The 26,596-nt window shown below is 44.5% G+C and carries 22 protein-coding genes; 16 read left to right on the top strand and 6 right to left on the bottom strand.

Annotated elements, in window-relative coordinates:
- Nucleotides 1-52: 52 nt before the first annotated feature.
- On the bottom strand, nt 53-733 hold the full coding sequence (locus ACED48_RS05070; protein ID WP_017056012.1) for a TIGR00153 family protein: 681 nt from the start codon (nt 731-733) through the stop codon (nt 53-55).
- 207 nt (nt 734-940) lie between these two features.
- Between ACED48_RS05070 and ACED48_RS05065 the strand changes: the two genes are divergently transcribed.
- On the top strand, nt 941-2,458 hold the full coding sequence (locus ACED48_RS05065) for an inorganic triphosphatase (RefSeq protein WP_017056013.1): 1,518 nt from the start codon (nt 941-943) through the stop codon (nt 2,456-2,458).
- Nucleotides 2,459-2,497: 39 nt separating this feature from the next.
- Here the strand turns inward: ACED48_RS05065 and ACED48_RS05060 are convergent, their stop codons facing one another.
- Nucleotides 2,498-3,247, bottom strand: a complete 750-nt coding sequence (locus ACED48_RS05060) for a potassium channel family protein (protein ID WP_017056014.1) — start codon at nt 3,245-3,247, stop codon at nt 2,498-2,500.
- A 97-nt stretch (nt 3,248-3,344) separates the two neighbouring features.
- Between ACED48_RS05060 and ACED48_RS05055 the strand changes: the two genes are divergently transcribed.
- From ACED48_RS05055 to hldE, 3 genes are all read left to right on the top strand, one after another.
- Nucleotides 3,345-4,601 carry a methyl-accepting chemotaxis protein gene (locus ACED48_RS05055; RefSeq protein WP_017056015.1) on the top strand — a complete coding sequence of 419 codons (1,257 nt, stop codon included), beginning with the start codon at nt 3,345-3,347 and terminating at the stop codon, nt 4,599-4,601.
- Nucleotides 4,602-4,819: 218 nt separating this feature from the next.
- Nucleotides 4,820-7,669: a bifunctional [glutamate--ammonia ligase]-adenylyl-L-tyrosine phosphorylase/[glutamate--ammonia-ligase] adenylyltransferase gene (gene glnE, locus ACED48_RS05050; protein WP_017056016.1), complete on the top strand. Its 2,850-nt coding sequence runs from the start codon at nt 4,820-4,822 to the stop codon at nt 7,667-7,669.
- A gap of 120 nt (nt 7,670-7,789) precedes the next feature.
- A complete protein-coding gene (gene hldE, locus ACED48_RS05045; protein WP_017056017.1) occupies nt 7,790-9,220 on the top strand; it encodes a bifunctional D-glycero-beta-D-manno-heptose-7-phosphate kinase/D-glycero-beta-D-manno-heptose 1-phosphate adenylyltransferase HldE in 1,431 nt (476 codons plus the stop codon).
- Nucleotides 9,221-9,356: 136 nt separating this feature from the next.
- Here hldE and tolC read toward each other — a convergent pair whose 3' ends face one another.
- Nucleotides 9,357-10,682 carry an outer membrane channel protein TolC gene (gene tolC, locus ACED48_RS05040; protein WP_017056018.1) on the bottom strand — a complete coding sequence of 442 codons (1,326 nt, stop codon included), beginning with the start codon at nt 10,680-10,682 and terminating at the stop codon, nt 9,357-9,359.
- A 227-nt stretch (nt 10,683-10,909) separates the two neighbouring features.
- On the opposite strand from tolC, the gene nudF reads away from it, so the two are divergent.
- The 6 genes from nudF (at nt 10,910) to parC (ending at nt 17,887) form a co-directional block, all read left to right on the top strand.
- Nucleotides 10,910-11,539: an ADP-ribose diphosphatase gene (gene nudF / locus ACED48_RS05035; RefSeq protein WP_017056019.1), complete on the top strand. Its 630-nt coding sequence runs from the start codon at nt 10,910-10,912 to the stop codon at nt 11,537-11,539.
- Nucleotides 11,540-11,543: 4 nt separating this feature from the next.
- Entirely contained in the window at nt 11,544-11,984 is a 441-nt protein-coding gene (locus ACED48_RS05030) for a DUF1249 family protein (protein WP_017056020.1), read from the top strand.
- Nucleotides 11,985-12,043: 59 nt separating this feature from the next.
- Nucleotides 12,044-12,868 (top strand): 3',5'-cyclic-AMP phosphodiesterase, encoded by an 825-nt coding sequence (gene cpdA / locus ACED48_RS05025; protein ID WP_017056021.1) that lies wholly within the window; start codon nt 12,044-12,046, stop codon nt 12,866-12,868.
- Nucleotides 12,869-12,899: 31 nt separating this feature from the next.
- Nucleotides 12,900-13,505: an esterase YqiA gene (yqiA, locus tag ACED48_RS05020; protein WP_017056022.1), complete on the top strand. Its 606-nt coding sequence runs from the start codon at nt 12,900-12,902 to the stop codon at nt 13,503-13,505.
- Between the two features lie 239 nt (nt 13,506-13,744).
- On the top strand, nt 13,745-15,625 hold the full coding sequence (gene parE, locus ACED48_RS05015; protein ID WP_017056023.1) for a DNA topoisomerase IV subunit B: 1,881 nt from the start codon (nt 13,745-13,747) through the stop codon (nt 15,623-15,625).
- Nucleotides 15,626-15,628: 3 nt separating this feature from the next.
- Nucleotides 15,629-17,887 (top strand): DNA topoisomerase IV subunit A, encoded by a 2,259-nt coding sequence (parC, locus tag ACED48_RS05010; RefSeq protein ID WP_017056024.1) that lies wholly within the window; start codon nt 15,629-15,631, stop codon nt 17,885-17,887.
- A 153-nt stretch (nt 17,888-18,040) separates the two neighbouring features.
- Here the strand turns inward: parC and degS are convergent, their stop codons facing one another.
- The 3 genes from degS to zapG form a co-directional block, all read right to left on the bottom strand.
- Nucleotides 18,041-19,105: an outer membrane-stress sensor serine endopeptidase DegS gene (gene degS / locus ACED48_RS05005; RefSeq protein ID WP_017056025.1), complete on the bottom strand. Its 1,065-nt coding sequence runs from the start codon at nt 19,103-19,105 to the stop codon at nt 18,041-18,043.
- 210 nt (nt 19,106-19,315) lie between these two features.
- Complete coding sequence (locus tag ACED48_RS05000; protein WP_017056026.1) at nt 19,316-20,671, bottom strand: DegQ family serine endoprotease; 1,356 nt, start codon at nt 20,669-20,671, stop codon at nt 19,316-19,318.
- Nucleotides 20,672-20,797: 126 nt separating this feature from the next.
- Entirely contained in the window at nt 20,798-21,253 is a 456-nt protein-coding gene (gene zapG / locus ACED48_RS04995; RefSeq protein WP_017056027.1) for a Z-ring associated protein ZapG, read from the bottom strand.
- Nucleotides 21,254-21,472: 219 nt separating this feature from the next.
- Here zapG and zapE point away from each other — a divergent pair, with 219 nt between their 5' ends.
- The 6 genes from zapE (at nt 21,473) to ACED48_RS04965 (ending at nt 26,579) form a co-directional block, all read left to right on the top strand.
- Nucleotides 21,473-22,576, top strand: coding sequence for a cell division protein ZapE (gene zapE, locus ACED48_RS04990; RefSeq protein WP_017056028.1), 1,104 nt, complete (start codon nt 21,473-21,475; stop codon nt 22,574-22,576).
- 247 nt (nt 22,577-22,823) lie between these two features.
- The gene (gene rplM, locus ACED48_RS04985; protein ID WP_017056029.1) at nt 22,824-23,252 is read left to right on the top strand and encodes a 50S ribosomal protein L13; all 429 of its coding nucleotides are present in this window, start codon (nt 22,824-22,826) and stop codon (nt 23,250-23,252) included.
- A 13-nt stretch (nt 23,253-23,265) separates the two neighbouring features.
- Nucleotides 23,266-23,658, top strand: a complete 393-nt coding sequence (gene rpsI / locus ACED48_RS04980) for a 30S ribosomal protein S9 (protein WP_004740758.1) — start codon at nt 23,266-23,268, stop codon at nt 23,656-23,658.
- Between the two features lie 331 nt (nt 23,659-23,989).
- On the top strand, nt 23,990-24,580 hold the full coding sequence (gene petA, locus ACED48_RS04975; protein ID WP_017056030.1) for a ubiquinol-cytochrome c reductase iron-sulfur subunit: 591 nt from the start codon (nt 23,990-23,992) through the stop codon (nt 24,578-24,580).
- On the top strand, nt 24,580-25,845 hold the full coding sequence (locus ACED48_RS04970) for a cytochrome bc complex cytochrome b subunit (protein WP_017056031.1): 1,266 nt from the start codon (nt 24,580-24,582) through the stop codon (nt 25,843-25,845). The genes petA and ACED48_RS04970 overlap by 1 nt, the downstream gene beginning before the upstream one ends.
- On the top strand, nt 25,842-26,579 hold the full coding sequence (locus tag ACED48_RS04965) for a cytochrome c1 (protein ID WP_017056032.1): 738 nt from the start codon (nt 25,842-25,844) through the stop codon (nt 26,577-26,579). The genes ACED48_RS04970 and ACED48_RS04965 overlap by 4 nt, the downstream gene beginning before the upstream one ends.
- Nucleotides 26,580-26,596: the final 17 nt, after the last annotated feature.

Here is a 26,596-nt window from a genome sequence, read left to right as displayed (position 1 = left end):
CATAAGTGGTTTGGTTGAAAAAGTGCTCTTCGTTATATGGTTAACGTATGATTTAAGATCGAGAAAGCATTACTTCAAGACGAGCGCCAACACGCTGTGCTTGATCTGCAATACCACCAACCCATTCAAGAATCTTGTATAAGAACATGATGTCAACTGGATTCAGATCGCCTTCAATCGCCATTAGCTGCTGGCGTAGTTCGATCTGCATCGCGTCGGTATCATCTTCAATAACATCTAATTGATGAATCATTTCAGCAACGAGTGTTACTTCACGGCCTTTAAAGCCAGTTTCAAGTAATTCGTCTAGTTCGTTGATTACTTTTTGTGCTTGGTTCGCTGCGTCTAGGCAACGTTTAACGTAAGCGATGAAGTTCTGTTGCATTGGCGCTGGAATGACAAGTTGGCGACCATATACACGGCCAGCAATGTCTTTCGCTAGGTTTGCAAGTTTGTCTTGTTGAGTTAATAGCTCCAACATATCGGTGCGATCAACTGGCATAAACAAACCGCGAGGAAGTTTCAGGCGAATTTCACGTTTTAGTACGTCAGCTTCTTTCTCAAGGTGAGAAATTTGAGCTCGAATTTCTGATGCTTTTTCCCAATCACCTTTTGAAGATACTTCAAAGAAATTAATCAGGTGAGAACAACATTCGTTCACGCATACCACGTGACGCTGCAAAGGTTTAATTGGGGACTTTGCAAATAACCCCATAATTGTATTTACTGGCATGGTCATCCAACCTAATAAATAATAACCTTAAAACAACATACACCATATTCACGGTGAAATGTTAAGCGATGGCTACAAAGTCGCGCATGTTAACCTAATCAATCTCTCATTAAAACTGTTTTAGATCATCATAAGGGCGATATTTCTGACTTGCCGAGTGTTCAAATTGGCAATATCCTGTCCCTATCTTCACAGAAAGGTATAACTATGGAAACCGAGATAGAACTGAAGTTTTTTGTTTCGCCTGATTTTTCAGAGACTTTACGCAATAAAATTTCTGAAACTAAAGTACTTCAGCACAGTTGTCGTGAGCTAGGTAATATCTACTTTGACACCCCTGACAACTGGTTACGTAAGCACGATATCGGCTTGCGCATTCGACGCTTTGATGACGTATTTGTACAAACCGTAAAGACTGCAGGACGTGTCGTTGCTGGCTTGCATCAAAGGCCTGAATACAATGCCGAACACGACAATAACGAACCTAAGTTATCTTTGCACCCTGAGGACATTTGGCCAGAGGGGAAAGATATCGACGCGCTGCAAGCTGAGCTTACGCCTCTTTTCTCTACTAACTTCACTCGTGAACAATGGTTGATTGGCATGCCTGATGGTAGCCAGGTTGAGGTTGCGTTCGACCAAGGCTTTGTTGAGTCTGGTGAACTGCAAGAGCCTATTTGTGAAGTTGAGTTAGAACTTAAATCAGGCCAAACGGACGCTCTGTTTACTCTATCCCGCCAATTTTCTGAGCATGGTGGCATGCGCCTCGGTAACCTCAGTAAGGCAGCCAAAGGGTATCGTCTTGCTCAAGGTTATCAAGGAGATGAAGTGACTCCTTTAACCTTAGTTGATACCGACAAAAGTGACACCGTTGAATCGTGTTTTATTCAATCGTTAGAGCATGCTCTCGCTCATTGGCATTATCATGAGCAGATTTTCACAGAACGCCAATCAATAGAAGCACTGCATGAGATCAGTCATTCGCTGAGCTTTATTCGTCAAACCTTCACCATTTATGGCGGTATTGTACCAAGACGTGCAAGTGCTATTTTACGCCAAGAGCTTAAGTGGCTTGAGCAAGAACTCGACTGGCTAAAAACCTATGACCACTTTGAAGATTTGCTAGAAGATAAAGGCCATGTCCTGCGTAAGTTAGATGCCCGTAAGTTTTTAGTGACTGAGCTGAAAGAGATGCAAGATCAACTGCCAGACCGCGAAGAGCTTCTTACCTTACTGAGTTCTTCTCGCTACACAGGGCTATTATTAGACCTAAGCCGTTGGATTTTATCTCGTGGTTGGCAGCCGTTTTTAGACGATAAAGCTCGTGAGCAAATGGCTCGTGGTATTGAATGGTTTTCGGTGCAACAGCTTGATCGTACGTGGGCAGATCTCATGGAAGTTTTTCCACCAGAACGAGTGATGACGAGCCAAGCGTATATTGACCAACAATACCGTTTGATGCGCAGTCTATATACCGGCGTCGGTTTTGCGAGTTTATACGACGATGTTGAACGTAACAGTTTCCGCTTACCGTGGGCCGACATGGTACAAGGGATTGATGATTTGCTGATGCTAAGAACGCTAGAGCCGCTGACTGAAAAGTTGGAAGGTGATGAGAAAGTTCAATTGGAACGTTGGTTAGCTCGCCAAGAAGTGTCCATTTTGCATGCAATGGAGCAGACGCGCCAAATCAGTGTAGAAGTTGAGCCGTACTGGCAAGACTAAACCCCACACCAATATGAATGATAAAATAGGGCTTCGGTCCTATTTTTTTGTTTGTTGCTCAAGCCTTTCTAGCCGTTCGAGTATCAATTGTTGCTGCTCTAGAATCTTATCCAGTTTACGTTCTTTATTCTCCAATTGCTGATTTTGTAAATCGGTTGGAGAAGTGATGAGTGAGGTTATCAAACCTGAAATCATACCAAAAACACCTACCCCACAAACGATAACTAGAGAAGCAACCAGTTTTCCTGAATTGGTCACTGGAAAGTGATCGCCGTAACCAACGGTACTGATTGTTACGAAAGCCCACCACAAAGCATCATAGCCGGTAGTAATGTTTGCGTTAGGAGCTTTGTGTTCTAACAACAGAATGGTACCGGCGCCGATAGTAAGCAAAATTACCAATAACAGAATGATTGAGGCGAGAGTGGTCTCTCTGCGGTTGCGAAACAGTTCTCTGAAAATGCGCTTGCTGGAGCGTAATACCAAGATGACACGCAATATCTGAAATATACGAGCAAAACGAAGCGGTTCGATCATTGGAATGCTCGCCAAAAAGTCGATCCAATGAACTTTTAAGAATTCGGTTTTGTTTTGTGATCTGAATAGGTCTATTGTGAGCTGAAAAAGAAAAACACTACAGATTATAAAATCGAGGCCGATAAGGACTTGTTTCGATTCTTTATCAATTGGTGCAAACAATAAGCCTGAGATCACAAATAACGCTAGGAAAGAGAGAATCAGTGATAATAAGCTCATCGGCTTGGCTGTGTCTTTGATACTATTTAACATTCATACGAGGCTCAAAATAAATTGCGAATTTTGACTGACATAGCCATGTCGCGGATATAGAAGCCATCAATATATAAGAGTTAATGGAGAACTGACAATGACTAAAGTGTCATTCAAGCCGTGGGAAAGGGTAATCTCTGACGTTCGTCTCGTTCCGAAAATGATCATGCTGATGGTATTCAGCACGATTTTGATCATTTCAAAGCAGCTATGGGACGCAAGTACGTTTTACGATTCATTGCTTGCAGCAACAAACAATACCCAAGTTGCCCAGCAGCATTATGAAACTTACCTCGTTCAAGTAGCTTGGCAAACCGCCTTGATGATCATTGTATTTGTGGTTCTTCTATTAGCAGCAGCTCGCGTTATGCTCCGTCAAACGCAATACTTGAATGATGCAATCAAAACGATGGCAGACAAGAATCTGTCAGTGCCAATTCATATGGATTGTAAGGATGAATACGGCGATGTGGCACGCGAACTCGAAAAAACGCGAGTTCAATTGAACGACATGATCAAAACTCAGGTAGCCTCTTCAGATGAGTTATTTGCTTTGACAGAAGTGATGACCATCAGCATGTCGGAAACCAAAGATTCGGCTCAAGAAGAGTTCAATGAGATCGATCAGCTTGCGACAGCAATGAGTGAGATGACGTCAACGGTACAAACCGTAGCCGAACATGCACAAAGTGCCTCTTCTCTAACAGAGCAGGCATCAGGCCAAGCATTGACAGGTCAGAAGTTCGTGCAGGGATCGGTTTCTAAGATGAGTGAGCTGTCTTCCGACATCGCAGCTTCAGCTGCGGCGGTAAACCAAGTTGAAGAGCGCGTTGATTCAATCGGCAGCGTGGTTGGTACTATCCAAGGTATTTCAGAACAAACCAATTTACTGGCCTTAAACGCAGCGATTGAAGCGGCGCGTGCAGGTGAGGCGGGTCGCGGTTTTGCTGTTGTTGCCGATGAGGTTCGTAATCTTGCACAGCGTACTCAGCAAGCGACAGTAGAAATCCAAGACATGATCAGCCACCTGCAAAGCAGTGCTAACTCCGCGGTTGGGCTGATGGAGAAAAGTGTTGTGGAAGCAGCAGAAGGCGTTGATCTGGTGACTAATGCAGGCTCTGAGCTTGATGGTATCGTCAGCCAAGTCAACCAAATCAATGATATGAACTTCCAGATCGCAACCGCTGCGGGCCAACAAAGCAGTGTTGCTGAAGAGATGAGCGTTAACCTGACCAATGTTCGTGAACTTGTTGAAGCATCTGTAGTGGTGGTTGGCGAGCTTCTTGAGACTTCCCAGCTTATGGAAAGCAACGCGCAAGAGCTCGACGGTAAGATTAAGCAGTTTAAGGTTTAGCCTTTAAAGCCTAATCTTTACCTCTAAGAGTTATGTCTTAGAGACAAAGGCTTAACTCGATAAGTTCACCGATAAAACGCCCACATTACTCATGTGGGCGTTTTTTATTGGCGTAACTTTGGTATAACTTATCTTTAGTTATTAATACTCTGCTGTTAATACTATTTATTTAAGAGCAGAACTGACTGTTCAGCGCGCAGCTAATACAAGGAAGAAACATGCTATTGCCTTCTCAACTCGTCACTCATTCGCAGTCTGCTTTTGAGCAATTGTTAGAACATCAAAGTGAAGCCATTAATCATTGGCCCGAGCCATTGATTGACGACCTTAAGTATGTATTGGGTTTGAGCTGTTTTATTGGTGATAGCTTACAACGTGATACGATTTTATCTAACACCTTACCGGCCATGTTGTCATGTGAAGAGCGAGCTGAAGGCTATCGTGAGCGATTGGCCGAATTGTTGTCTGGTTGCGCAGATGAAATGAGTGGTCAACATGTGTTGCGTCAGTTCCGTAATCGAGAAATGACTTATATCGCCTGGCGTGACTTCATGGGGTCTTGGGAGTTAGAGCAGAGCTTAAATCATTTATCGATGTTGGCTGAGGCGATGATCTTCGAAACCTATCAATGGCAGTACGATATTTGCTGTAAGGAGTGGGGGACGCCTTGCAACGAACAAGGTGAAGCGCAGCCGATGCTGATCATTGGTATGGGCAAGCTAGGTGGCGGTGAGCTCAACTTCTCTTCTGATATCGACCTGATTTTTACTTACCCTGAAAATGGTGAAACGCAAGGCGCAAGACGTAGTATCGCCAATGCGCAGTTTTTTACTCGTTTAGGCCAGCGTATTATCAAGGCGCTTGATCAGCAAACATTTGATGGATTCTGTTATCGAGTTGACATGCGTTTGCGTCCGTTTGGTGAGAGTGGCCCATTGGTGATGAGCTATGCCGCACTTGAGGACTATTATCAGGAACAAGGCCGTGATTGGGAACGTTATGCGATGGTTAAGTCGCGAGTGATGGGTAGTGAAATGTACCCCGAATACCAAGAATTACGCCAGATGATGCGGCCATTTGTGTTCCGTCGTTATATTGACTTTAGTGCGATTCAGTCTCTTCGCCGGATGAAGTCGATGATCAGCAGTGAAGTACGTCGTCGTGGTTTATCAAACAATATTAAACTTGGTTCTGGTGGTATTCGTGAAGTTGAGTTCATTGCTCAGGTCTTTCAGTTAATTCGTGGTGGGCGCGAACCGAGTCTTCGTAGTCGAGGCTTGTTGAAAACGTTAAGTGCTATTGAATCTCTTCAGTTATTAGAGGCCGAAGAGGTTGACCATTTACGCAATGCTTATGTGTTCTTGCGTCGACTTGAAAACCTATTACAAGCGATGGCTGACAAGCAAACTCAAACCTTACCAGATAGTGAGCATGAACAACTGCAGCTTGCTGTTGCGATGCAATTTGCTGATTGGGATAGCTTGATTACTGCAACTCGTGCACATATGGCGAATGTACATACCGTATTTGAAGATCTTATTGGGATGGAAGAAGAGGATGCGAACCCCGTCGCGAGTTACTTCAGTGAGTTGTGGGATATGGCTCATAAACCCGATGTGATTGAGCATGTCTTAGAACACGACATCGCAGTAGTTAGCCCACCAGAAGCGGCGAAAACGATCATTCAGTTTAAAGCTGACCTTGCTAAGAAAACCCTTGGTCCACGTGGGAGGGAGGTCTTAAATCGTTTAATGCCTAAAGTCTTTCAAGCTCTGTATACCAATAAGTATGCAGAGTTTGGTTTGTCTCGGGTATTGCATTTATTGCACAAAATAGTCACGCGTACCACCTATCTCGAGCTATTAGATGAACACCCTGCTGCACTGACTCAGTTAGTTCGATTATGTACCGCCAGCCCAATGATCTCTGAGCAGCTTGGACGTTACCCAATCCTGCTTGATGAACTTATCGACCCTCAGCAGCTCTATAACCCAGTGCCGCTTGAGTCTTACAAGACAGAATTACGTGATTATCTTGCTCGTATTCCTGAAGATGATATGGAGCAGCAGATGGAAGGCCTGCGTCAGTTTAAGCAGACCTGTATATTGAGAATTGCAGCCGCGGATATTGCGGGTGCTCTACCTGTCATGAAGGTGAGTGACCACTTGACGTATTTAGCAGAAGCGATTGTCGAAGCGGGTGTCAATCAAGCTTGGTTACAGGTGTCAGCGAAGTTTGGTGAACCAACTCATGTGAAAGACCGCGAAGGTCGTGGGTTTGCAGTTATTGGCTATGGCAAAGTGGGAGGCTGGGAACTTGGCTATAATTCCGATCTCGATATCGTATTCATGCACGACTGTCCTGTTGATATCTATACTGATGGTAAGAAAGAGATCGATGGACGTCAGTTTTACCTTAGGTTGGCACAGCGTATTATTCATATTTTCTCAACCAGAACCGCTTCTGGGATTTTATACGAAGTGGATACTCGCCTGCGTCCTTCGGGTGCCTCTGGTCTAATGGTTAGCCCAACAGATGCCTTTGATGAGTACCAACACAAGGACGCTTGGACCTGGGAGCATCAAGCTTTGACTCGCGCCCGTATGATTTTCGGAGATGAACGGTTGGCTACAGCGTTCAATAAAACGCGTCATGAGGTGTTGTGTCTTCCACGTGACGAAGCCACTTTAAAAAAGTCGGTTGTTGATATGCGTGAAAAAATGCGTGGTCATCTAGGTGGTAAAAAATCCGGTCGTTTCATGCTTAAGCAAGATGCGGGTGGGATTACTGATGTTGAGTTTTTAGCGCAATACTTAGTGCTGCGATACAGTAATGAAAAGCCGAAACTCACTCGCTGGTGCGACAATGTGAGAATCTTTGAAAGTTTGCTGTCGCAAGGGATTATGGACGAGCAACAAGGTATGGCACTGATCAATGCCTATACAACGTTGCGTGATGAAATTCACCATCGAAACTTACTTAACCTGGATGCAGACGTAGCGATTGATAAGTTCGAAATGGAAAGAGAACATGTGGTTCAAGCTTGGAAGCAATGGATGGAAGTATAAGTTGTCTTTTGCTTATCTTTCGCAGTGCCTATAGAGATAGGCTTTACTCATTTTTATATGTTTTAGCCACTGTAATCGGTGTGCTAGACTCTAGCCAGATTCGATTTTTGGAGTTCAACAATGAAACCAATTCTACCTGACTACAGCCAATCAGGTGTTCTTATTGTCGGTGACGTAATGCTTGATCGTTACTGGTATGGCCCAACTGGCCGTATTTCACCAGAAGCACCTGTCCCTGTTGTAAAAGTAGAAAATAACGAAGAGCGTCCAGGTGGTGCTGCCAACGTTGCAATGAATATTGCTTCTCTTGGTGGCCATGCTCATGTTGTTGGCTTAACTGGTAAAGATGAACCAGCCGAGGTGTTAAAAGATACCTTGGCTGCTTTAAAGGTTAAGTGTGATTTTGTTGAGTTGAAAGATTACCCAACGATTACCAAACTGCGCGTGATGAGCCGTGGTCAGCAGTTGATTCGTCTTGATTTTGAAGAGAAATTTGAGAACACGGATCCTGAACTTATTTTGTCTCGCATGGAACAAGCACTTCCTAATGTACGTTCGGTAATCCTATCTGACTACGCAAAAGGCGCTTTGGAGCATGTGCAGAGCTTTATTCAAAAAGCACGTGCTGCGAACGTTCCGGTTTTTATCGATCCCAAAGGTGCCGATTTAGAACGCTACCGTGGTGCGACTCTGCTTACGCCAAATATGTCGGAATTCGAGCTGGTGGCAGGAAAGGTTAAGTCAGAAGAAGATCTCATCGAGAAGGGTATAGCCTTGATTGAGAAGTATGACTTTGAAGCCTTGTTGGTGACTCGTAGTGAGCATGGTATGACACTGCTGCGTAAAGGTCAGGCACCATTCCACTTGCCGACTCAAGCGAAAGAAGTGTATGACGTGACGGGGGCTGGCGATACCGTTATCTCGGTATTGGCGGCTTCAGTTGCTGCGGGCAAACCACTGGATGAGGCGTGTGCGTTAGCAAATGCGGCAGCTGGAGTGGTAGTCGGTAAGTTAGGTACATCGACGCTGTCGACGATTGAGTTAGCGGAAGCGATTCACGGTAGCCAAGATACAGACTACGGCGTGATCTCTGAAGCTGCATTGGTTGAAGCGGTGAAACGTGCTCGTGCGAAAGGCGAGAAAGTGGTTATGACCAATGGTTGCTTTGATATTCTGCATGCCGGCCATGTTTCTTACATGAACCATGCTGCTGAATTGGGTGATCGTTTGATCGTTGCAGTAAATACTGATGAGTCAGTGAAACGCTTAAAAGGGCCAGGTCGCCCTGTCAATCCAACTGATCGTCGTATGGCGGTATTGGCTGGCTTAGGCGCGGTTGATTGGGTGGTTCCGTTTTCTGAAGATACACCGCAACGTTTGATCTCTGAGGTACTACCAAGCATTCTAGTGAAAGGTGGCGATTACAAACCTGAAGAGATCGCGGGTGGTGCGGAAGTGATTGCGGCTGGTGGTGAAGTGAAAGTGCTTAACTTTGAAGATGGTTGCTCTACGACTGAAATCATCAAAGCGATCAAAGGTGGTCGAGGCTAACGTTCTGTCTTTTAGCTTCTAAGCTATAGCTTTTTATCAATAAAAAAAATGCCGCTCAATGAGCGGCATTTTTGTAACTGTAATCTAATCACTTTATTAAAGACTCTCATTAGAGTCTTTAATTAGGGTTTTATAATTACTTGCTTGCTACTTTTAGACCTGCATTTACATCAACAATGTCTTGTTCGCTTAGCGTACCAACCGCTTGGCGAAGCTGAAGTACACTTAGGATGTAGTTGTAACGAGCATCTGAAAGGTTTTTGTTCGCATCGTATAGACGACGAGTCGAATCCAGTACGTCAACGATAGTGCGAGTACCAACATCAAAACCGGCTTCTGTTGCTTCTAGAGCAGATTGAGCTGAAACCACAGATTGTTCGTAAGCGCGCAGAGCACCAATTGAAGCACTGATGTTGTTATTGAATGCACGTACGTCTTTTACAACGCTACGGTAAGTTGCTTCTAGATCTTCACTTGCTGCAACGTAGTTGTATTCAGCCTGTTTAGTCAAAGAAGTTGTGTTACCACCCGTGTATAGAGGCACAACTAAGTTTAAGCCTAGATTTAGGTTGTCTTGATCATAATTTTGAGAGCTGTTTGATTGATCTGACAGGGAGTAGCTACCATCTAACGTTAAGCTTGGTAAGTGACCTGAGCTTGCTAGAGAAATGTTATCTTTTGCTACGTCTTGAGAGATACGTGCAGCGAGTAGGCTAAGGTTCTTTTGTTCAGCTTGTTCTACAAGTGCCACTGCAGAGTCAGAAGATTTGCTTGCTGAGAAGCGATCCGTATCTAGGATGCTTAGGTTAGCGTGTTCCTGACCTGTAATCTCACGTAGACCTTCGTAACTATTCGTTAAGTCGTTTTCTGCAAGAACTTCATCAGCTAAAACGCCATCGTATTGAGCTTGCGCATCATGTACATCGGTAATTGCTGAAAGACCCACTTCAAAACGCTGCTTAGTTTGTTCTAGTTGACGAGCAACTGCTGCTTTTTCTGCACGAACAAACTCTAGGTTATCTTGAGCTCGAAGTACTTCGAAGTATGCTGTCGAAACACGAAGGATCAAAGCTTGTTGTTCGGCCGCGTAAGCTGAATCAAATTGACGAGCCGTTTTTTCTGCTGTATCTAGCGTGATCCATGAAGAGCGTTGATAAAGCTCTTGAGTGAAGCCGATCGCTGCTCCCCAAGTGTTGTTATCAATACTTGAGCTACCTGTACCAGAGGTATCTCTATCACCACGGTTAATGTCGTAGTTCGCTGTTAGATTAATTTGTGGTAACAAATCACTACGGCTTGACGTTACTGCTTCAAAAGCGGCATCGCGCTGCGCTGCTGAACGAAGAAGTTGTGGATCGTTCTGTTTTGCTTGGTCGTAAACTTCAGCTAGCGTATCAGCGAAAGCTGACGAACTCAGGCTGCCAATTGCTGCACTGATAAATAGTGGAAGCAGTTTTTTCATTTTCCCATTCCTGCCTTTCATAGAATTTTCTTTAAAAGAGTTTAACCCAGTTTGGTGGTGATTTACTCGAAACTTTGCACATTTTTACAATTAACTGTCCACTTGTGCAATATTTATTTTTTTAAACTTAACTTTAATTATAAATTTTATACAAAAAGTTGAACCTTATCCTTGGTAGTTAACTCGGACAATGAGTAAACTGTAAAGATCACTTAGCGAGGTACCAAATGCAACAGTATGACAAGCAACGACATGAGTTTACTCCGCAAGATGTGGAAATAGTCTCAAAAGAGACGCTGTTTCGTGGTTTTTTCAAAATGGTTAAATATACATTTAGACATAGACTGTTTGAGGGAGGCTGGAGCCAACCAATAGAACGTGAGATGTTTGAGCGTGGTCATGCTGCCGCTTTGCTACCTTATGATCCTGTGCGCGATGAAGTCGTGATCGTTGAACAGATTCGCGTTGGTGCTTTAGAGCATGAGACCCCATGGCAATACGAAATCGTTGCTGGAATTATTGATACGGATGAGCCTCCGCAAGACGTTGCTCGTCGAGAAGCGATGGAAGAGGCGGGAGTCGAAGTCGGATCTGTACTACCTATTACTTCGTATTACCCTTCATCTGGTGGCTGCTCAGAAAAGCTCGATGTTTTTGTTGGCTGTGTTGATGCAACCACAGCCAAAGGGGTACACGGGTTGGATTACGAAGGTGAAGACATTCGTGTACAAGTGATGAGTCGCGAAGCCGCTTATCAGTTAGTAAAAGACGGTGTGTTTGAAAATGGAGCCACGATCATTGCGCTACAGTGGCTGCAATTGAACTACCAAGAATTACAGTCAGAGTGGGTAGATTAACGTCATGCCAAATATAGCGGTCAAAAAGCCGTATCATGTTGATCTTGCTGAGTTGATGCGAGTTTATGAGACGAACTACGCCAAGCTCAATGCTCTGTTACCGGTAGGGCATGAGGTTGGTGACGTTCGCTGCTATCAAGCCGTTAATATGGTTTATCAGTTGACAGTGAATGAGGTCACAAAATACACCACATTAATAGACATATGTCAGAGTGACGCGATGCCAGTGTTTCCTTTGCCAAAAATGTCTGTCAGGCTATATCACGACGCTCGAGTTGCAGAAGTGTGCGCTAGTGGAGACTTTTCACGAGTCAAAGCGAAGTATGACTACCCCAACGCTAAGCTTCTGCAAAAGGATGAGAAGTTCCAATTGAATAAATTTCTTGGGGAATGGTTAACGTTTTGTTTAAAAACCGGTATCAGTCGAGCCCCAATTACTTTTTAATTGAGCCTATTTAAAGCACACTTTAAAGTCTAAACAGTAACGTATCTGGATTTGTTATTTTGGAATTATCACACACTTCAAAATTTGATGAGAGCAGTATTAAGCTTGTTCAGCTAACGGACACGCATTTGTTTGCACCGAGCAACGGCAGCTTATTAAGCATCAACACTCAAGATAGCTTTCGTGCTGTAGTCGATGGCATTGTTAGTCAAGGCTTTGACTATCAAGCGATTCTGGCAACCGGTGATATATCTCAAGATCACAGTGCTGAATCGTACCAGAAATTTGAGTCAGGAATTCAGCCTTTGGAAAAGCCATGTTACTGGCTGCCAGGAAACCATGACTTCAAGCCTAATATGGGCAGTGTTTTACCATCACCACAAATACAGTGTGTTGAGCACGTCTTGCTAGGCGATAACTGGCAGATGGTGATGCTGGACTCACAAGTGGTTGGTGTGCCGCACGGGCGCCTCAGTGATCAGCAACTTGATCTGCTAGAGCGAAAATTGTCGGAATTCCCTGAACGTAATACCTTGGTTCTTTTACACCACCATCCGCTATTGGTTGGCAGTGCATGGCTGGATCAACATAACCTGAAAGATGCAGAGCAATTTTGGGATGTGGTCCAACAGCATACTAATGTGAAAGCCGTACTTTGTGGACACGTTCATCAGGACATGAATCGAGATCATCATGGTGTACAAGTTATGGCAACCCCGTCGACTTGTGTGCAATTCAAACCCAACTCGAATGACTTTGCGGTGGATACTTTGTCTCCAGGCTGGAGAGAGATTGAATTACATCAAGACGGCACGGTAAGCACGCAAGTTCGTCGCCTGCCTCATGGACAATTTTTACCTGATTTCGATGCGGCTGGTTATTGATGCCAGTGACTAACGATGTAGGAGGCTATTAATGTCTGATTCTAATCAGCAAACAGCTAAGCCACCGCTGCTTCTCTATATTCACGGATTTAACAGCTCATCACGTTCTCACAAGGCGACAGTGATGGCTGACTACTGTGCAAAGCATCGTGCTGATATTAAGGTGATTGCACCTCAGCTGCCGAGTTTCCCTCAGCAAGCAGCACTTCATTTGCAGCAGTTGGTGGAACAGTATAAAGATCAATACCAGATAGCATTAGTCGGCAGTTCGTTGGGGGGCTACCTTTCAACATGGCTTAATAGTCACTATGGTTTTAAAGCGGTGGTTGTTAACCCTGCGGTGAGACCTTATGAGCTTCTTGCTGATTATTTGGGTGAGCAAGTAAATCCTTACACAGATGAACGATATGTACTGGAAGCAAAACATATCGAGGAATTGAAGGCGTTAGAGGTTCCGGCTCTCGAAAAACCGAGTGACTTCTGGTTACTTCAACAAACGGAAGACGAAGTTCTGGATTACCGACAAGCGATAGAGAAGTACCAAGGTGCAACACAAACAGTAGAAAAGGGTGGAGATCATAGCTTTGTTGATTTTGAGCGCTACCCACAACAAATTATCACCTTTCTAAAGCTATAATCTGCTTCACTGGCTGATCGATTTTCTCTTGTTTGCCTGTTATTTCATCTATCAATGGTGAAATATCATAGTTTGATGTCTTAGTTTTTGAACTAGCTTGACATCATTACTCAGCTTCCAGACTATATTCCCCAATACTTCGCTCGTTCGCTCTACTATGACGGTTCATAGTAATGATTCTGCTTTAGTGAAACTAGAGCCAGTGAACTGACGCAAACTTTTTGAGTAAACTCCGTATTATGACTGAACAATATAATGCAAAAGACCTCGAGGTACTTGAAGGTCTCGATCCTGTGCGACACCGCCCGGGAATGTATACCGAGACAGAAAGACCGAACCACCTTGCCCAAGAAGTCATTGATAACTCGGTCGATGAAGCATTAGCAGGACACGCTAAGAAAATTAAAGTTGTGCTTCATGCAGACCAATCGCTAGAAGTTACTGATGACGGCCGTGGTATGCCCGTTGATATTCACCCTGAAAAAGGGATTTCTGGTGTTGAGTTGATCCTAACTAAGCTCCACTCCGGCGGTAAATTCTCAAACAATAACTACAAGTTTTCTGGTGGTTTACACGGTGTCGGTATCTCGGTTGTAAACGCACTTTCAAAACGCGTTGAAGTGACTGTGCGCCGAGAAGGCCAGGTTCACGAGATCGCACTTGAAGGTGGTCATGCCGTAACAGAACTGACCGTAACAGGTACTTGCGGCAATCGTAACAGTGGTACATCCGTACATTTCTGGCCTGATCCTAAATACTTCGATAGCCATAAGTTTTCGACACTTCGCCTTATCAACAACCTACGAGCGAAAGCAGTACTTTGCCCTGGTTTAGAAATCACCTTTGTCGACAAAGTGGGTGGTGAAGAACACAAATGGTTCTATGAAGATGGTTTAAAAGATTATCTTGCAGAGGGAGTGAAAGGTTACACCTTACTGCCTGAAGACCCGTATGTCGGTGAGTTTGTTGCTGAAACGGAAATGGCGAATTGGGCGATCATCTGGCAGCCAGAAGGCGGTGAAATGATCACCGAGAGTTACGTGAACTTAGTACCGACCAAACAAGGTGGTACACACGTAAACGGTCTCCGCCAAGGCCTGCTTGATGCAATGCGTGAGTTCTGTGAATTCCGTAACCTTCTGCCTCGTGGCGTGAAGTTAACCGGTGACGATATCTTCGACCGTTGTTCGTACGTACTATCGGTGAAGATGCAAGATCCGCAGTTTGCTGGTCAAACAAAAGAGCGTCTATCTTCTCGTCAAACTGCAGCTTTTGTTTCTGGTGTCGTAAAAGACGCGTTTAGCCTCTGGTTGAATGAAAAGCCACAATTAGCAGAACAACTAGCTGAAGCTTGCATTGCTAATGCGCACCGCCGTATGCGCGCGAGCAAAAAGGTTGTACGTAAAAAGATCGCGTCAGGCCCAGCACTGCCGGGTAAGCTTACCGACTGTTCGGTTCAGGATTTAAGCCGCACTGAGATCTTCTTCGTGGAAGGGGACTCTGCGGGTGGCTCTGCGAAACAAGCGCGTGACCGTGAGTTCCAAGCAGTGATGCCACTTCGCGGTAAGATCTTAAATACATGGGAAGTATCTGCTGACCAAGTATTGGCTTCACAAGAAGTACACGACATCTCGGTTGCTTTGGGTATTGATCCTGACAATGATGATTTGTCAGGCCTGCGTTACGGTAAAATTTGTATCCTTGCCGATGCAGACTCGGATGGTCTTCATATCGCGACACTGCTCTGTGCACTGTTTACTCGCCATTTCCCTGCTTTGGTTGCAGAAGGGCACATCTATGTGGCAATGCCCCCTCTGTATCGTATCGATTGCGGTAAAGAAGTGTTCTACGCACTTGATGACGCAGAGAAAGATGGTGTGCTTGAGCGACTATCGCAGAAGAAAGCCAAAATTAACGTGCAACGATTCAAAGGTCTGGGTGAAATGAATCCACTTCAGTTGCGCGAAACCACCATGGATCCAAATACTCGTCGCCTTGTTCAATTAACCATTGATGACAGCGAAGCGACCAATGAGATGATGGACATGCTGCTTGGTAAGAAACGTGCAGATGATCGCCGTACATGGCTACAGACTAACGGTGATATGGCCGAGGTATAATGGATGTCTAACGAAATTACATTTGATGGCGTTGAACAATTGCCTATGCGCAAGTTCACCGAAGACGCTTACTTAAACTACTCAATGTACGTGATCATGGATCGTGCATTGCCTTATATCGGCGATGGCTTGAAGCCCGTTCAGCGCCGTATTATCTACGCGATGTCTGAGCTTGGTCTATCGGCCGCATCGAAATATAAGAAATCGGCACGTACCGTTGGTGATGTACTAGGTAAGTATCACCCACACGGTGACTCTGCTTGTTACGAAGCGATGGTATTGATGGCACAGCCGTTCTCTTACCGCTACCCATTGGTAGACGGTCAAGGTAACTGGGGTGCTCCGGATGATCCGAAATCATTTGCCGCAATGCGTTATACCGAAGCGAAACTGTCTAAGTTTGCTGAAGTTTTGCTGAGTGAGTTAGGCCAAGGTACGGTTGAATGGCAACCTAACTTTGATGGCACGATGAAAGAGCCACAAATGCTGCCAGCTCGTCTGCCTCATATCTTACTGAACGGTATCACGGGTATCGCGGTAGGTATGGCAACCGACATTCCACCACACAATGTGCGTGAGATTGCCGAGGCAACCATTAAGTTGATCGATAGCCCTAAATCTGAGCTATCGGACATCATGGAAAGCGTGCAGGGTCCTGACTATCCAACGGAAGCAGAGATTATCTCGCCGAAATCGGATATTGAAAAGATTTACCGTACTGGCCGAGGCAGCATCAAGATGCGCGCTGTTTGGCACAAAGAAGGCTCTGATATTGTTATCACCGCTCTGCCTCATCAAGTGTCAGGCGCTAAGCTACTTGAGCAAATCGCTAACCAGATGCGCGCTAAAAAGCTACCAATGGTTGACGATCTGCGTGATGAGTCGGATCACGAGAACCCAACGCGTATCGTCGTGGTTCCTCGTTCGAACCGTATCGACTGTGATCAACTGATGAGTCACTTGTTCGCTTCGACGGATCTAGAGAAGAACTTCCGCGTTAACTTGAACATGATTGGTTTAGACAGTCGCCCTCAAGTTAAAGGTCTGGTTCAAATCCTAAAAGAGTGGATTGAATTCCGTCGTACAACGGTTCGCCGTCGTTTGCAATACAGACTCGATAAGGTACTCGCTCGCCTGCACATCTTAGAAGGCTTGCTGGTGGCTTACCTGAATATTGATGAAGTGATTGAGATCATTCGTACAGAAGACGAGCCATGTCCTGTATTGATGAGCCGCTTCAATATTACGGAAACACAAGCGAATGCTATCTTAGATATAAAACTTCGTAACTTAGCCAAGTTAGAAGAGTTTAAGATTCGTGCCGAGCAAGAAGAGCTAGAAGCAGAGCGTGATAAGCTTGAAAAGCTATTGGGTTCTGAGCGTCGTTTAAACACGCTGATCAAGAAAGAAATTCAAGCGGATGCTGAAAAGTATGGCGATGACCGTCGCTCACCATTGATTGAGCGTGCAGAAGCCAAAGCACTAACAGAGCGCGACTTAGTACCAAGCGAACCAATCACGGTTGTGTTGTCTGAGAAAGGCTGGATTCGTCATGCTAAAGGGCATGAGGTTGATGCTGAAGGCTTAAACTATAAGTCTGGTGACAAATTCTTAGCAAGTGCTAAGGGTAAGAGTAACCAACAAGCGGTGTTCTTGGGTAGTGACGGCCGAAGTTACTCCCTTGAGTCACACTCATTACCGTCGGCACGAAGCCAAGGTGAGCCTATTACTGGTCGCTTGAACGTTAGCCCTGGTACCTCTATCCGTCAAGTGGTGATGGGTGAGGATGAGCAGCTCTGGTTAGTCGGTTCCGATGCCGGATACGGTTTTGTTTGTAAGGGGGGCGATCTGCTTTCTAAGAACAAGAGCGGTAAAGCGTTGGTGAACTTGCCACAAGCTTCTGAAGTGATGATGCCAAGTCCGATTGCTGACTTGGACAGTAACCAGATCTTAGCGATTACGAACCAAGGGCGTATGTTGTTGTTCCCGATTAAAGACTTACCTCAACTAACTAAAGGTAAGGGTAATAAGATCATCAATATTCCTTCTGCGAAAGCAAAAGAGCGCGAAGAGTTTGTATCGCATTTGATGGCTATCCCAGAGAATGCAACGCTGACAATCTACGCGGGTAAACGTAAGCTTGGCTTAAAACCTGCGGATCTTGAAAACTTCCGAGGTGAGCGTGGTCGTCGTGGCGGCTTATTGCCGAGAGGATTGCAGAGAGTGACTCGCATCGATATCGATGACCCAAGCGAGTCATAAAAAAATGGCCGTGTGATGTCATGATTGATAAAAGAAAACCCAGCTTGAGCTGGGTTTTTTGTCTATGTGTTCTAGCTCATTAAGCTGTGTAGATAAAACAAACTCTATAGATAAGACAAACCGTGTAGACAGCGGCTAAGTGTGATACTTGATTTACAGGCGCGTGTCTTCGGCTATGGTGACCTTAAGTGTCTTGCTTTCACCTTGTCGTAATACGCCGACATCGATGACTGTGCCCGGTCGCAGATCAGTCACGATGTCCATAACACTCTGACGGCCATTAACTTGAGTATTGTTGATACTGACAATAATATCTTGTGCTTCAAACCCAGCATCGGCCGCTGGGCCGTTCGGATCTATGCCTAATACAACAATCCCGCCAATATTCTTAGTTCCAAGCAAACGTGATGTGACTGAATTGATGTCTTGCCCATCGATGCCGATATAGCCACGAATGACACGACCATCAGCGATGATCTTCTCCATGATTTTATTAGCAAGTGGATAGGGGATCGCAAAAGAGATTCCGTAGGTTTCCATATCGGTGGCTTGTTGGAAGGAAGCTGTATTAATGCCGACTAGTTCACCTTGTGAGTTCACCAATGCCCCACCTGAGTTACCTTCGTTAATTGCCGCATCGGTTTGAATAAAGGCTTGGTGACCGTCTGCACTGATTGACGATCGGCCTGTTGCCGAGATGATACCAAAGGTTGTCGTTTGACCTAGGTTGTACGGATTGCCGATAGCCAGTACCACATCCCCGACATTCGCGTTGTAATTGGGGTTAAGTGGAATCACCGGTAGGTTATCACCGCTGACTCTAAGTATCGCGATATCGGTACGTTTGTCTGAACCGACAAGTTGCGCGGCGGCTACGCGTCCATCTTGAAGTGCTACTACAATTTGGTCAGCCTGAGCAACAACGTGGAAGTTGGTAATGATGTAACCTTTTTCGCTGACAATAACTCCAGAACCTAAACCTTGAGTGAGCAGCTTACTGCGATCGCTTTCTGCATACTTACGGCTATAAATATTTACTACCGCAGGTGCTGCGCGGCGTACAGCTTGGTTAAACGAAATCTGAAGCGAGGTAATATTATCGACTTTAGGGCTTGTAACATCAGAAACAATCGCTGGCCTTAAGCTTGGAAATACGAGAAGAATAAGCACCGCTGAAACGAGTCCAAGGGAAATAGAACGAAATAGAAAGGACAGCATGTTTCCCTCTTCGACAAGTAAGGTATGAAGCATCCGTAGATGGATGACTGACTTGATTACTAGGGCGTGTCGGTCTTTCGCTGTCAAAATCAGCTAGAAAGATCACACATCCTAATGAAGCATAGCATTTTGATTCATCTAAAGAAAAGGGAGACTGAGTAAGTTTAAAGCAAACTTACTGAGCCTCCCTGTTATTACGCTGACGTATAACTATCGAATAACGAGGTAAATAGTCCTATCGCCTCGCTGGATATTAAGCGCCAATATGCCTGGTTGTTTCTCAAGGAGCTCTCTAAATTCAGCAAGATTCTTAATTGGTTGACGGTTTACGCCAATGATGATGTCGCCTTTGAGCAGTTGGTACGCTTCTGCTGGTGAGCCCTGAGCTACACTCGATATTTTAACGCCCGTTGCTGAGTCACTTTCTGTTGTGTTAGTAAGCTCTGCACCGGCAAGTCCTTCATGGAGCTTTTCTGCTTGTGTTTTACTATTGCTCGATTCACCAAGGGTTACATCAAAGCTCTTACGCTTTCCGTCACGAACTACACCAAGTTCAATCTGCTTGCCTGCACCTAAGGTTGCCACTTTAGCTCTTAACTCACTAAAGGTATCAATACGCTTGCCATTGATAGAAACAATAATATCGCCCGCTTTGAGACCTGCTTTGTCTGCGGCGCTGTCGGGGATAATTTGGCTGACAAAGGCACCTTTACTGGATTCATACCCTAGCGCTTCTGCTAACTCAGAGGTGATTTCTCCGCCTTGAACACCAAGCATGCCGCGTTTTACTTCACCGAAATTGAGGATCTGTTCTGTTAGATTTTTCATCATATTGGATGGAATAGCAAAACCGATACCGACATTACCTCCATTCGGACCAAGGATGGCGGTGTTAATACCAATCAGTTCACCGTTAAGATTCACCAGTGCACCACCAGAATTACCACTGTTTATCGCGGCATCCGTTTGGATGAAGTTTTCAAAGTTTTCTAGGTTTAGACCGCTACGACCTAGTGCAGAAACAATACCTGATGTCACCGTTTGCCCAAGTCCAAATGGGTTACCGATCGCCACACTAAAGTCACCGACTCTCAACTTGTCTGAGTCTGCGACTGTTATTTGGGTGAGATTCTTGGCTTTTTCCAATTTGAGTAATGCTATATCAGACATTTGGTCGCCACCGATGAGCTCGGCATCGTACTCTCGGCCATCATGAAGTTTTACTTTGATATCGTCGGCACCATTAATTACATGGTAATTGGTCACGATATGGCCTTTCTTAGCATCAATGATGACACCAGAACCTAACCCACGGAACTGCCGCTCTCGTGTTTGTTCTGGACCAAAAAAGAATTGAAATTGTTCAGGGATTCGCTGACGTTGTACCTGTTTGCCTTTGACGGCAATACTCACTACAGCGGGGGTAACTTGCTCAAGCATAGGAGCCAAACTCGGTAACTGTTCATTACCGACATTTAGGGGAAGTGCAGCTGTCGCTTGAATTGGGGTGATGATTGAACTTAAGCTTAAGGTCAGTACTGATAAAGCAAGCAAAGGTTTTTTCATCATAAACTCCTCTCTAGTTAAGGTCTTACATCTCTCATATTTGGTATAAGTATGAGAAGTTTCAAGTGACCTGAGTGAAAGTTATGACTCAAAAACCTTTGTAAAGTTCACTGAAGTGTTAAATGTTTACGATGCTTTTGCAGTAACAACATCTGGAGTATCAATGATCTCTTTCTTTTGTTCTTTAAATAAACCCGTTGCACCATTGGCGTAATCTTTAGGTTGTTCCTCAAGTGTCGCTTCCTTAATTGAAGGCTTATCTTGTGGTCTATCCGAATGAGCAGCGGCTGTTTTTACAAATGGGTTGTCTTGTTCGGGCATGTTTGGGATTAGCTCTGAGCTTGTTTTCTCCATGTGTTGATACAGTTTCGTGTAGTCCTTACCTAAGGTATCTAACATTTCTGCTGATTTCGCAAAGTGATCAGCAAGCTCTTGTCGTTGCTGTTCAAGGGCAAACTTTGCGCTATCTAATTCTTTCTGTACGTTCTTTTGCTTTTTGTATTCCGGTGTCATAAAACGAGAAATAGCGACTCCTAAAATAACTCCTACTAGTAAACCGGCAACGGCATACATCCAAGACATAACAGCTCCTTATTATTGTTTTTTAACATGTTTATTACTGCTTGGTTACACGTGATACTGCTCCATGGTACTATGAGAAAGCCGCAGTATAAAGAGAAATGCGTGTGCGCTACCTAGCAGTTTTATGCTGATTTATTCGCCGCATATCATGGTCTCTCATACTGTTTAGGTGCATTTTTCTTCGCTGTCTGATGTCGCTTTCATTGTGGAAATATCGTCATGAATCCCGTTAAAAAATACGAACAAGATATAAAAGAACATGGATTTCAAAGAGATCCAGCACAAGAGCAAGCTGTTAAATCTTTAGATGAACTTTTTCATCAATTCCAAAATTACATGAATACGCCCATTCCTCAACTGACTCGATTTCAAAAATTACTGGGCAAAAAAACAGAATTACCACAGCCACCTAAAGGTCTCTATTTTTGGGGCGGTGTCGGGCGTGGGAAAACTTATCTAATGGATACGTTTTACGACGCACTACCAACCACTAAAAAAATGCGAGTTCACTTCCACCGTTTTATGTATCGCGTACATGACGAGTTAAAAGCGCTCGGGAATGTCAGTGATCCATTGCCTTTAGTTGCGGATAAGTTTAAGCAAGAAGCGGATATTGTCTGTTTCGATGAATTCTTCGTTTCAGATATTACGGATGCCATGATCCTAGGCACCTTGTTCCAAGAGTTATTTGCTCGAAATGTTATTTTGGTTGCTACCTCAAACATTCCGCCTGCGGATTTGTATCGTAATGGCTTGCAGCGAGCACGTTTCCTACCTGCTATCAAACTTATTCAAGATAACTGCCACATTCTTAATGTTGATAGCGGCATTGATTATCGTCTACGTACTTTAGAGCAGGCTGAAATTTATCATTACCCGCTGGATAGCCAAGCGAATATCAATCTCGAAAAATATTACGCCCAGTTAGTTGGCGACGATAAAGAAAAGTTCACACAGATTGAGGTCAATCACCGTCAACTGGATGTCATTAAAGTGAGTGATGGCGTTTTACACGGCACTTTCGCTCAGCTTTGTCAGTCGGCTCGTAGCCAAAATGACTATATAGAACTATCTCGGGTTTATCACACCGTTCTGTTGGCGGATGTTGTGCAAATGGGCGCGACTTCAGATGATGCAGCAAGACGCTTTATTGCGTTAGTGGATGAGTTCTATGAGCGCAACGTGAAATTGATTATTTCAGCGGAAGTGGAGCTAGAAAAATTGTATACCCATGGCCAGCTAGAGTTTGAATTTAAACGTTGTCAGTCGCGTTTAATCGAAATGCAGAGCCATGAATATTTGGCAAAAGAACACTTAAGTTAGCTCTGATTATCTCGAATAAGAAATAGAATTAAAAAAATCGTGATTTTGTTCAAAAAGAGGTGATTTTTTCTTCGCTCTTCTCTATAATCCTGCGACCTACCGTTACTGCGGGCCTCTAGCGATGAGTAAAATCACGTTATGCCAAGAGTTTTCCAACACTCGAAGGGGTGATGAATGGTAACTCTTAGACAGTGGGAATACGCGAGTATTCCTTAAGTGTAAATTTTTTAAATAGGTAATTATTAGCATGAAAACTTTCGTTGCTAAACCAGAAACTGTAAAACGCGACTGGTATGTTGTAGACGCTGAAGGCAAAACTCTTGGCCGTCTAGCAAGTGAAATCGCTTCTCGCCTTCGTGGTAAGCATAAAGCAGAATACACTCCTCACGTAGACACTGGTGATTACATCATCGTTGTTAACGCTGAGAAAGTTGCTGTAACTGGTAACAAAGCTAAGGGTAAGGTTTACTACCGTCACTCTGAGTTCCCAGGTGGTCTTAAGTCTATCACTTTTGAAAAGCTGATCGACAAGAAGCCAGAGATGGTTATCGAACTAGCTGTTAAAGGTATGTTACCACGTGGTCCTCTAGGCCGCGCAATGTACCGTAAGCTAAAAGTATACGCTGGTGCTGAGCACAACCATGTTGCTCAACAGCCACAAGTACTAGACATCTAAGGGGATTAAGACAATGGCAGAGAATCAATACTACGGCACTGGTCGTCGCAAAAGCTCAGCAGCTCGTGTTTTCATCAAACCAGGCTCTGGTGAGATCGTAATCAACAAGCGTAGCCTTGATGTTTACTTCGGTCGTCCAACTTCTCGTATGGTTGTTAAACAACCTCTTGAGCTAGTTGAACTAACTGAGAAACTTGACCTTTACATCACCGTTTCTGGTGGTGGTATTTCTGGTCAAGCTGGCGCAATCCGCCACGGTATCACTCGCGCTCTTATGGAGTACGATGAAACTCTACGTCCTGCTCTACGTGCAGCTGGCTATGTTACGCGTGACGCTCGTTGCGTTGAACGTAAGAAAGTTGGTCTACGTAAAGCACGTCGTAAACCTCAATTCTCTAAGCGTTAATTTTTCTTTACGAAAAAGCACACGCTCTCAGTTTTATTACTGGAATTGTGGTTCAAAGCTCGGCTATATGCCGGGCTTTTTGTTTTTATACCCCCCTCTAAATGCTTTCCATCCCTCGTTTTATTTCCAAATTCTTATATTTTGAAAGCTTTTGTAACCCAATGTGCGCTTTGCCTCATGATTGTTACAAAAAGGTAGCTTTATCTTGTCAAAAAGTAGGGTTTTATTTATCATTTGCCGTCAATAAATAGAACTAAATACATATTTTGTTAGCCATGCTCTTTAATCGGAATGATTTCAATCCATAAAGAGCAAATGGGAGAATGTTTGGATGAGCAACGCGCCTTTAAATAACGGTCGCAGGCGTTTCTTAACCGCAACAACAGCCGTTGTTGGTGGTTTAGGAGCAGCTGCTGTAGCCGTGCCTTTTATAAAATCATGGAACCCGAGTGCCAAGGCGAAAGCTGCAGGTGCACCGGTGGAAGTGGAAGTCAGTAAGTTAGAACCGGGACAAATGGTTCGTGTCGAGTGGCAAGGTAAGCCTGTATGGGTTGTACGCCGAGCTGAATCGGTACTTGAGAACCTAAAGTCGATCGGTGGTCAACTTCGTGATCCTCAATCTGAAACTGAACAACAACCAGAATACGCACAGAACGAGTTCCGTTCGATTAAGCCGGAATTCTTCGTTGCTGTTGGTTTCTGTACACACTTAGGTTGTTCTCCTACTTATTTGCCTGATTCTTTCGCAGAGCAAGTTCAGGGTGTTAAGTCTGGTTTCTTTTGTCCTTGTCATGGTTCAAAGTTTGATATGGCAGGCCGAGTATTCCAAGGTGTACCGGCACCGTTGAACCTTGTGGTGCCAAAGCATATGTATTTGAGTGACACTAAGATCATGATCGGTGTGGACGAGGGAGACGCATAATGCAAGGACTTCTTGATTGGGTAGAGAAACGTCTACCCGCGATGAATGCTTATAAAAAGCACTTATCTGAATACCCAATGCCTAAGAACTTTAACTTTTGGTACCTTTTTGGTTCTTTAGCAATGTTGGTACTGGTTAACCAAATCCTTACCGGTATTTGGCTAACAATGAACTACGTACCATCTGGCGATGGCGCATTTGCATCTGTTGAATACATCATGCGTGATGTGGAATACGGTTGGTTACTGCGTTACATGCACTCGACGGGCGCTTCGGCATTCTTCGTCGTTATCTACCTGCATATGTTCCGTGGTCTAATCTACGGTTCTTATCAAAAACCTCGTGAGTTACTTTGGATCTTCGGTATGTTGATCTTCTTAGTACTTATGGCTGAAGCTTTCATGGGTTACTTACTACCATGGGGTCAAATGTCTTACTGGGGTGCTCAGGTAATCATATCTCTATTTGGTGCAATCCCTGTTATTGGTGATGACCTAACGCTGTGGATCCGTGGTGACTACATCATCTCTGGTGCAACGCTGAACCGTTTCTTCGCACTGCACGTTATCGCTCTACCAATCGTACTATTGCTGCTTATCGTACTTCACGTACTAGCGCTGCACGAAGTTGGTTCGAATAACCCTGACGGTATCGAAACTAAGCTTCCTAAAGGTACAATGGGCGACGACTATAAAACTCAGTTCCCATTCCACAAGGATTACACGAAGAAATACGACATCATCGACTCTATCCCTTTCCACCCATACGGGACTGTGAAAGATATGGTTGGTGTTGCTGGCTTCCTATTCTTGTTCTGTTATGTACTGTTCTTTAACCCAGAGATGGGTGGGTACTTCCTTGAGCCGCCTAACTTTGAAGCTGCAAACCCACTGAAAACACCAGAGCATATTGCTCCAGTTTGGTACTTCACACCGTTCTATGCTGTACTTCGTGCTGTTCCTGATAAGCTGATAGGTGTTTTAGCAATGGGGGCATCTATTGTGGTGCTATTCCTACTGCCATGGTTCGACCGTTGTAAAGTGCGTTCTTACCGTTACCGTAGCAAACTGCATTTAATTAATATCATCCAATTCACAATAAGCTTTATTGCCCTTGGTATACTTGGTGCGCTTCCAGCAACGCCAACGTATACGTTACTGGCTCAAATATTTAGCTTAGGTTACTTCATGTTCTTCGTTCTACTGTGGTTCTACAGTAAAAATGAAGTGACGAAACCATTACCAGAAAGGGTGACATTCAAATGAAAAAGTGGATTGTAATTTTATTTGCTATGTTGCCGTCACTGGCGATGGCAGCGGGTGCAAACGTACCATTAGACAAAGCGAACAATGATTTAACTGACAAAGCTTCATTGCAAAACGGCGCTAAGCTGTTTATGAATTACTGTTTCGCTTGTCACTCAACGCAGTACCAACGCTATGAGCGTGTTGCGAATGATTTAGAGATCCCTGTCGATCTAATGAAGGAAAACCTGATTTTCGATCCGGAAGCGAAAGTCGGTAGCTTAATGATTAACGCTATGCCATCAGAACAAGCGGCAAGTTGGTTTGGTGCTCCGCCACCTGACCTAACCTTGGTGGCTCGTGTGCGTGGTGCTGACTGGCTATACACATACCTTCGTACTTTCTATGAAGATCCGTCTCGTCCATTTGGTGTGAACAACATTGTTTTCCCAAGTGTTGGTATGCCGCATGTTCTTGAAGAGCTGCAAGGTATTCCAACGCCAATCTACGATACTCATATGGTAGATGGCGAAGAGGTAACAGTGGTTGTTGGTACTGAAACTGACGGCTCTGGCGAACTCAGTACTGGTGAATACGACGAAGCAGTTCGTGATCTTGTTAACTTCTTGGTTTACTCAGGTGACCCTGTTCAACTTGAGCGTCACGCTATGGGTTGGTGGGTAATGGCCTTCTTAGTAATCTTCACTATCATCGTGATTTTGCTGAAGAAAGAGTATTGGCGTGATGTGCACTAATTGTGCTATAATGCCTC

The sequence above is a fragment of the Vibrio sp. 5S239 genome, assembly GCF_041439575.1.
Taxonomy (GTDB): Bacteria; Pseudomonadota; Gammaproteobacteria; order Enterobacterales; family Vibrionaceae; genus Vibrio; species Vibrio kanaloae.
The sequence above is the reverse complement of the archived record's forward strand: the minus strand, read 5'-3'. Positions and strand labels throughout refer to the sequence as shown.

Excerpts from the sequence above, each read along its gene's own strand:
- hldE (WP_017056017.1), top strand. The coding sequence starts at position 7,790 with ATGAAACCAATTCTACCTGACTACAGCCAATCAGGTGTTCTTATTGTC.
- ACED48_RS05065 (WP_017056013.1), top strand. The coding sequence starts at position 941 with ATGGAAACCGAGATAGAACTGAAGTTTTTTGTTTCGCCTGATTTTTCA.
- parC (WP_017056024.1), top strand. The coding sequence starts at position 15,629 with ATGTCTAACGAAATTACATTTGATGGCGTTGAACAATTGCCTATGCGC.
- ACED48_RS04970 (WP_017056031.1), top strand. The coding sequence starts at position 24,580 with ATGCAAGGACTTCTTGATTGGGTAGAGAAACGTCTACCCGCGATGAAT.
- petA (WP_017056030.1), top strand. The coding sequence starts at position 23,990 with ATGAGCAACGCGCCTTTAAATAACGGTCGCAGGCGTTTCTTAACCGCA.
- ACED48_RS05055 (WP_017056015.1), top strand. The coding sequence starts at position 3,345 with ATGACTAAAGTGTCATTCAAGCCGTGGGAAAGGGTAATCTCTGACGTT.
- zapE (WP_017056028.1), top strand. The coding sequence starts at position 21,473 with ATGAATCCCGTTAAAAAATACGAACAAGATATAAAAGAACATGGATTT.
- rplM (WP_017056029.1), top strand. The coding sequence starts at position 22,824 with ATGAAAACTTTCGTTGCTAAACCAGAAACTGTAAAACGCGACTGGTAT.
- tolC (WP_017056018.1), bottom strand. The coding sequence starts at position 10,682 with ATGAAAAAACTGCTTCCACTATTTATCAGTGCAGCAATTGGCAGCCTG.
- ACED48_RS05070 (WP_017056012.1), bottom strand. The coding sequence starts at position 733 with ATGCCAGTAAATACAATTATGGGGTTATTTGCAAAGTCCCCAATTAAA.
- degS (WP_017056025.1), bottom strand. The coding sequence starts at position 19,105 with ATGCTGTCCTTTCTATTTCGTTCTATTTCCCTTGGACTCGTTTCAGCG.
- zapG (WP_017056027.1), bottom strand. The coding sequence starts at position 21,253 with ATGTCTTGGATGTATGCCGTTGCCGGTTTACTAGTAGGAGTTATTTTA.
- ACED48_RS05000 (WP_017056026.1), bottom strand. The coding sequence starts at position 20,671 with ATGAAAAAACCTTTGCTTGCTTTATCAGTACTGACCTTAAGCTTAAGT.
- ACED48_RS04965 (WP_017056032.1), top strand. The coding sequence starts at position 25,842 with ATGAAAAAGTGGATTGTAATTTTATTTGCTATGTTGCCGTCACTGGCG.
- ACED48_RS05060 (WP_017056014.1), bottom strand. The coding sequence starts at position 3,247 with ATGTTAAATAGTATCAAAGACACAGCCAAGCCGATGAGCTTATTATCA.
- yqiA (WP_017056022.1), top strand. The coding sequence starts at position 12,900 with ATGTCTGATTCTAATCAGCAAACAGCTAAGCCACCGCTGCTTCTCTAT.
- parE (WP_017056023.1), top strand. The coding sequence starts at position 13,745 with ATGACTGAACAATATAATGCAAAAGACCTCGAGGTACTTGAAGGTCTC.
- glnE (WP_017056016.1), top strand. The coding sequence starts at position 4,820 with ATGCTATTGCCTTCTCAACTCGTCACTCATTCGCAGTCTGCTTTTGAG.
- ACED48_RS05030 (WP_017056020.1), top strand. The coding sequence starts at position 11,544 with ATGCCAAATATAGCGGTCAAAAAGCCGTATCATGTTGATCTTGCTGAG.
- rpsI (WP_004740758.1), top strand. The coding sequence starts at position 23,266 with ATGGCAGAGAATCAATACTACGGCACTGGTCGTCGCAAAAGCTCAGCA.
- nudF (WP_017056019.1), top strand. The coding sequence starts at position 10,910 with ATGCAACAGTATGACAAGCAACGACATGAGTTTACTCCGCAAGATGTG.